Annotated in this window: 3 protein-coding genes and 1 pseudogene; all 4 read right to left on the bottom strand. The window is 74.9% G+C overall.

Features of this window, described 5'->3' with window-relative positions; genetic code table 11:
- Nucleotides 1-16: 16 nt before the first annotated feature.
- Complete coding sequence (locus tag AB8Z36_RS31165) at nt 17-1,072, bottom strand: MupA/Atu3671 family FMN-dependent luciferase-like monooxygenase (RefSeq protein WP_369216741.1); 1,056 nt, start codon at nt 1,070-1,072, stop codon at nt 17-19.
- Between the two features lie 52 nt (nt 1,073-1,124).
- Complete coding sequence (locus tag AB8Z36_RS31170; RefSeq protein ID WP_369216742.1) at nt 1,125-2,390, bottom strand: MFS transporter; 1,266 nt, start codon at nt 2,388-2,390, stop codon at nt 1,125-1,127.
- Nucleotides 2,391-2,396: 6 nt separating this feature from the next.
- The gene (locus tag AB8Z36_RS31175) at nt 2,397-3,995 is read right to left on the bottom strand and encodes an amino acid adenylation domain-containing protein (protein ID WP_369216743.1); all 1,599 of its coding nucleotides are present in this window, start codon (nt 3,993-3,995) and stop codon (nt 2,397-2,399) included.
- A 514-nt stretch (nt 3,996-4,509) separates the two neighbouring features.
- Nucleotides 4,510-5,211, bottom strand: a pseudogene (locus tag AB8Z36_RS31180) (SDR family oxidoreductase); the annotation flags it as partial.
- Nucleotides 5,212-5,271: the final 60 nt, after the last annotated feature.

Below are 5,271 nucleotides of genomic sequence, written 5' to 3' on the forward strand. Positions count from 1 at the left end.
GCCCGGGTGGGGGCGCTCACTTGGTCAGCCCCCGTACCTCGTCCAGGGTGTGCAGGGCGTCCAGGACGGTCTTGGCGGGCAGGCCGAAGTCGATGAGGCAGGCGATCTCGTCGACGCCGAGACCGGCGAGGCGGCGCACCACGCGCTCGGCCTTGGGCACGGTGCCGAGCAGGCCGCCGTCTTCGTAGTAGCGGTCGAAGGCCCGTGCCGCGAGGAAGTCGAGGTCCTTGTCGCGCAGCTTGGCCGGGTCCACGCGGCGGGCGCTGCCGTGCGCCTGGGAGCCGAGCAGCAGGCCGACGGAGCTGCGCAGGTAGGCGGTGAGGGGCGGGCGGACGAGTTCGCGTGCGGTGTCCTCGTCGTGGTCGAGGTAGGTGTGCACCATGACCGCGACGTGGCCCGTGGAGCCGTCGGCGCCGGGGCGGTCGGCGTAGGCCTGCCGGTAGGCGGCGATCTTCTCCGCGAGGTCGTCGGTGTCCTGGCCGAGGAGGTGGGTGAGCACGCCCGCGCCGAGGCGGCCCGCGTGGCGGAAGGTCTCCACGCCGCCCGCGCTGGTGATCCATACGGGCAGCTCGGCCTGGACGGGGCGGGGGTAGGTGCGCACCTGTCGGGTGGCCCCGGTGCCGTCGCGCACCTCGGCCCGCTCTCCGCGCCACAGCGCGCGGACCTGCCCGACGGTGTCCATGAGGACGTCGCGGCGGTCCGGGTAGTTCTCCGGGCGCAGCGCGAAGTCGGTGGCGTGCCAGCCGGAGGCGAAGGCGAGGCCGACCCGGCCGCCGGAGATGTTGTCGACGACCGCCCACTCCTCGGCGATGCGCAGGGGGTGGTGCAGGGGTGCCACGACGCTGCCGGCCCGGATGGCCACACGGCTGGTGGCAGCCGCGACGGCGGCGCCGGTGACGGCCGGGTTGGGGTAGAGGCCGCCGAAGGCGTGGAAGTGCCGTTCGGGCGTCCATACGGCGGTGAAGTCGTGCTCGTCGGCGAACCGGGCGCCTTCGAGCACCAGCGCGTAGCGGTCGGTGTCGGTGGTCGCGGCGGTGGTGTCGTTGCCGAAGTAGAAGAGGCTGAAGTCCATCGGGAACCTTCTGTGTGTCGAACGTGCCGGTCGTCTCGGCCGGGTTCGGGGCTCAGACCGCTTGGGCGGACTCGGCGGTCCGTGGCGGGGTCACGCTGGCGCGGGTGCGCTCGGCCCAGCGGGCGACGGCCGGGGTGGCAAGTCCCCCGGCGAGCAGGGCGGCGGCGAACACCAGCCAGCCCGGCCAGCCCCAGCCGATGATCACGGCGGTGGTGAGCAGCGGGGTGATGGCGGCGCCCACGCGCTGGGCCAGGTTGAACATTCCCTGGTACTGGCCGTGCGCGTCGGCCGGAGCCAGTTCGTAGGACAGCGCCCAGGAGCCCGCGGAGTGCAGCATCTCGCCGCACACGTGCACCACGGCACCGGCGCTCAGGCAGACCGCGGCGACCCAGGCGGGCTGCCCCGCGGACAGTGCGAACAGCGCGCAGCACAGGGCGAGCAGGATGCCGGAGCGGCGCATGGCGCGGGCGCCGCCCGCCACGTCCTCGGCGCCCCTGCTCATCCGGACCTGGAACAGCACGCACATCACGGTGTTAAGGAAGATCAGCCCCGCGTAGAGGGAGACGGGGGCCTCGGTGCGTTCGGCGATCCAGATGGGCAGGGCCACCGTGAGCAGGGCGTCGGTGCCCAGGACGAGGACGGCGTTGAGGGCGGCGACGACGACGAAGGGCGTGTCGCGCAGTACGTGGCGGCGCTCGGGCGCGGGGCCGTCGGCGGAGGCGCGCGCCGCGGGCAGCGGCAGGCACATCAGTCCGGCCGCGACGAACAGGGCGCCCGCCGCGAGGAGCAGCCAGCGGTAGAGCGCGCCGGAGTCGGCGGCCAGGGCGACTCCGCCGGCCAGGGTGCCCGCGGACAGGCCGATGTTGATGACGGACTGGAGGTAGGCGCGGGCCCGCACCCGTTCGGCGGGCGGCAGCGCCTCGGCGATCAGGGCGCCGCGGGCGGCGGCACCGCCCGCGTCCATCACCGCCGACAGCGCGACGACCGCGAGGAATCCAGCGAAGCCGCCGGTCAGGGCGTATCCGCAGACGGCGATGCCCTGCGCGGCGCCGAAGGCGACGGAGGTGTTGCGGGAGCCGAGCCGGTCGGAGAGCTGGCCCGCCGGGATGCTGGCCAGCATGGCCAGGACGGCCGCGAGGGTCATGCCCAGGCCGACCCGGCCGGAGTCGATGCCGACGGCGCGGATGAAGAACAGCACGCTGACGGAGAGCAGGAAGCCGTTGGCGACCGTGCGGGCGAGGTTGCTGAGCGCGAGGACGCGTACCACCGGCGAGGGCGGGCGCAGGTCGCGCAGCAGCGTGGCGAGGGGGAAGGCCATGGCGGCTCAGTTGTTCCTTTCGGGGGTGTGCGCGCGCATCAGTGCCGGGCGGTCGGTCTTGCCGTTGGGGTTGAGGGGCAGGGCGTCCAGGTGGGCGTAGCGGCGCGGCACCATGTGCACCGGGACCCGCTTGCGCAGCCAGAGCATGACGTCGGTGCCCTTGAGCGGTTCGCCGGTGTGGACGGCGACCAGTTCGGTCTCGGCCGGTCCCGGGACCGCCAGGACGACGGCGTCGGTGATGCCGGGGTGGCGGCGCAGTGCCGACTCGATCTCGCCGAGTTCGACGCGGTAGCCGCGGACCTTGACCTGGTTGTCCAGGCGCCCCAGATGGGTCAGGCCGCCGTGCTCCCGGCGGACCCGGTCACCGGTGCGGTACCAGTGCGCCGCGGTCAGTGGTTCCTCGCCCTGGTAGACGGTGGCCGGGCGGCCGCTCCCCGGGGTGCAGGACAGGAAGCGGCCGCGGTCGTCGGCGGGGTCGAGGTAGCCGTCGAAGCGCTGCGGGCCGCGTACGCACAACTCGCCCTCGTCGGCGGGCAGACCTTCGACGTCGAGCACGATGTGTTCGAGGAAGGGGTAGACGGGGCCGATGGGCACGGTTCCGTTGGCGGTGTCGGGCCAGTCGGCCATCTGCTCGGGCAGCCGGTACTCGGTGCAGGCGACGGTGAGTTCGGTGGGGCCGTAGACGTTGTCGATCCGGGCCTTGGGCGCGGCCTCGGCCCACAGCCGTGCCTGGCGGTCGGTGAGCTGCTCGCCGATGAAGATGCCGTGGCGCAGGCCGGTGGCCTGTCCGGCGGGGAGCTTGCCGAGGCTCGCCGAGACCGAGACGACCGAGGGCACCGAGAACCAGTGGGTGATGCGCCGCTCCTCGATGTAGCGGACGGGTTCCAGGAGTTCGGTGCGCTGCGGTACCACCAGGGTGGCGCCGCCGCCCCAGGTGACGAACAGGTCGAAGACGGAAGGGTCGAAGGTCAGGTCGAAGGTGTGCGAGACGCGGCAGCCGGGGCCGACGGCGAAGCGCTCGATGTTGTGGGCGATGTAGGGGGCGAGATTGCGGTGTTTGACGGGGACGCCTTTGGGGCGGCCGGTGGAGCCCGAGGTGAACAGCACGTACGCCACGTCGCCGGGGCCCGTGGTGCGTTCGGGCAGGTCGGCGGGCAGGGGCAGGGCGGCGGTCTCGTCGTCGTTCAGCCGCAGCAGCGCCGGGCCGCTTTCGTCCGGGTCGAGCTGGGCGGCCCCGCTGGCGTCGGCGAGCAGGACCTCGGCGCGGGCGAGCTGCCACACCGAGCGGTTGCGGGCGACGGGGTAGCCGGGGTTGAGCGGTGTCACGGTCGCGCCCAGGCGCAGCGCGGCCAGGTAGCCCGCGAAGGCGGTCGGGCTGCGGGAGGCGAGCAGGGCGATCCGGGCGGGCGCGACGCCGTCGCGGACGTCGAGCAGCGCCCGGGCTACGGCGGCGGCGCGCTCGTCCAGGTCGCGGTAGCTGTAGGTGCGGCCCAGGACCTCCAGGGCGGGCTCGTCGGGGTGCGCCGCAAGCGAGCGGGCGAAGAAGTCGTACAGGGTCAGGTCGTGCGGCCGGGGGCCGCCGGGTGCGTCGGTGTGCGTGGTCATCGGGGTCCTTGGGTGCTGCCGAGCAGTTCGGCGTAGCCGGGCCGGTGGGCCGCGGCGAAGGCGAGGCTGCTGAGGAGGGTGTCGGGGGTGGGGGGGGGGGGGGGGGGGGGGGGGGGGGGGGGGGGGGGGGGGGGGGGGGGGGGGGGGGGGGGGGGGGGGGGGGGGGGGGGTCGTGGCCCGCGCCGTCGAGCCAGGGCCGCCAGGCCTGTGCCTCGACGGCCGGCGCGCCGAGGGTGAGGCGGCCGAGGCCGCGGGGCGCCAGCGGATCGAGGACGTCGTTCTCGCGCTCCAGGGCGCGCAGGGCGACAGCGCGCTGCCACTGGCGTTCGGTGGCGGTGGCGGTGGTCCTGCCCGTCTCCGCCAGGAGGTCGAACAGGCGCTGGGCGCTGAGGGGTTCCTCGTCCACCAGGTGGTAGGCGCGGCCCTCGGAGGCGGGTGTGCGGGCGAGCTGGACGATGGCGCGGGCGGCCAGGTCCACGGGGCTCACCGCCAGCAGCCGTTCGTCGCCGGGGTGCGCGCCCACGGCGAGGGCGCCCGCGATCAGCCGCCACAGCGGGTGGTCGGGGTCGCAGGCTCCGCTGTTCCGGGCGCCGAGCAGCAGTCCGGTGCGGAAGACCCTGACGCGCATGCCGTCCTGCTCGGCGCGTTCGGCCAGCCGCTCGCCCACCCAGGCGGCGACCGCGCCGCCCGGCATGCCGGGCCGTAGGGGCTGCTGCCTGCTCTCCTCGATGCGGGCGTCGGGACCGAGTCCCGATCCGCAGGCGCTGAGCGTGGAGAGCAGGGTGAGGTCCGCGATGCCGTGGCGGCGCATCCAGCGCAGCAGCCGGGCCGTGCCCAGCGTGGTCTCCTCGCGGAGCTGTTCGTAGGGGCCGGTCAGGCCGAAGGGCGCCGATGTGTGCACCACGCGCGCGATCCGGTCCGCGAGGCCGGGCGCGTGGGTGGTCCAGTCGCGGCTCCCGTCGGCCCCCACGGGCAGTGGGGTGACGCGTCCGGGGTCGGGCTCGGGCAGCGCGCAGGCGGCGGAGCGGGCGCGCAGCACGGCGCGCGCCTCGTCCACGTCGTCGGCGGGCACCAGGCAGTACACCGGTTCGCCGCTGCCGCGCAGCAGTTCGTCGAGGACGAAGGTGTCCAGGAAGCGGGTGGTGCTGGTGAGCAGCGAGCCGGTGGCACCGGTCCGGGGCCCGGTGGTGGCCGCGGTGCCGAGGTCGAGTTCCAGGTCGGCGCCGACGAGGTCGCCCGCTCCCCCGGCGGATGGTGCGGTGGAAGGGCCGCTGAC

The sequence above is a fragment of the Streptomyces flavofungini genome (genome assembly GCF_041028215.1).
In the GTDB taxonomy this organism is placed as follows: domain Bacteria; phylum Actinomycetota; class Actinomycetes; order Streptomycetales; family Streptomycetaceae; genus Streptomyces; species Streptomyces flavofungini_B.

What these genes read in the sequence shown, in the direction of transcription:
- AB8Z36_RS31165 (WP_369216741.1), bottom strand. Translation starts at nt 1,072, where the DNA reads ATGGACTTCAGCCTCTTCTACTTCGGCAACGACACCACCGCCGCGACC.
- AB8Z36_RS31170 (WP_369216742.1), bottom strand. Translation starts at nt 2,390, where the DNA reads ATGGCCTTCCCCCTCGCCACGCTGCTGCGCGACCTGCGCCCGCCCTCG.
- AB8Z36_RS31175 (WP_369216743.1), bottom strand. Translation starts at nt 3,995, where the DNA reads ATGACCACGCACACCGACGCACCCGGCGGCCCCCGGCCGCACGACCTG.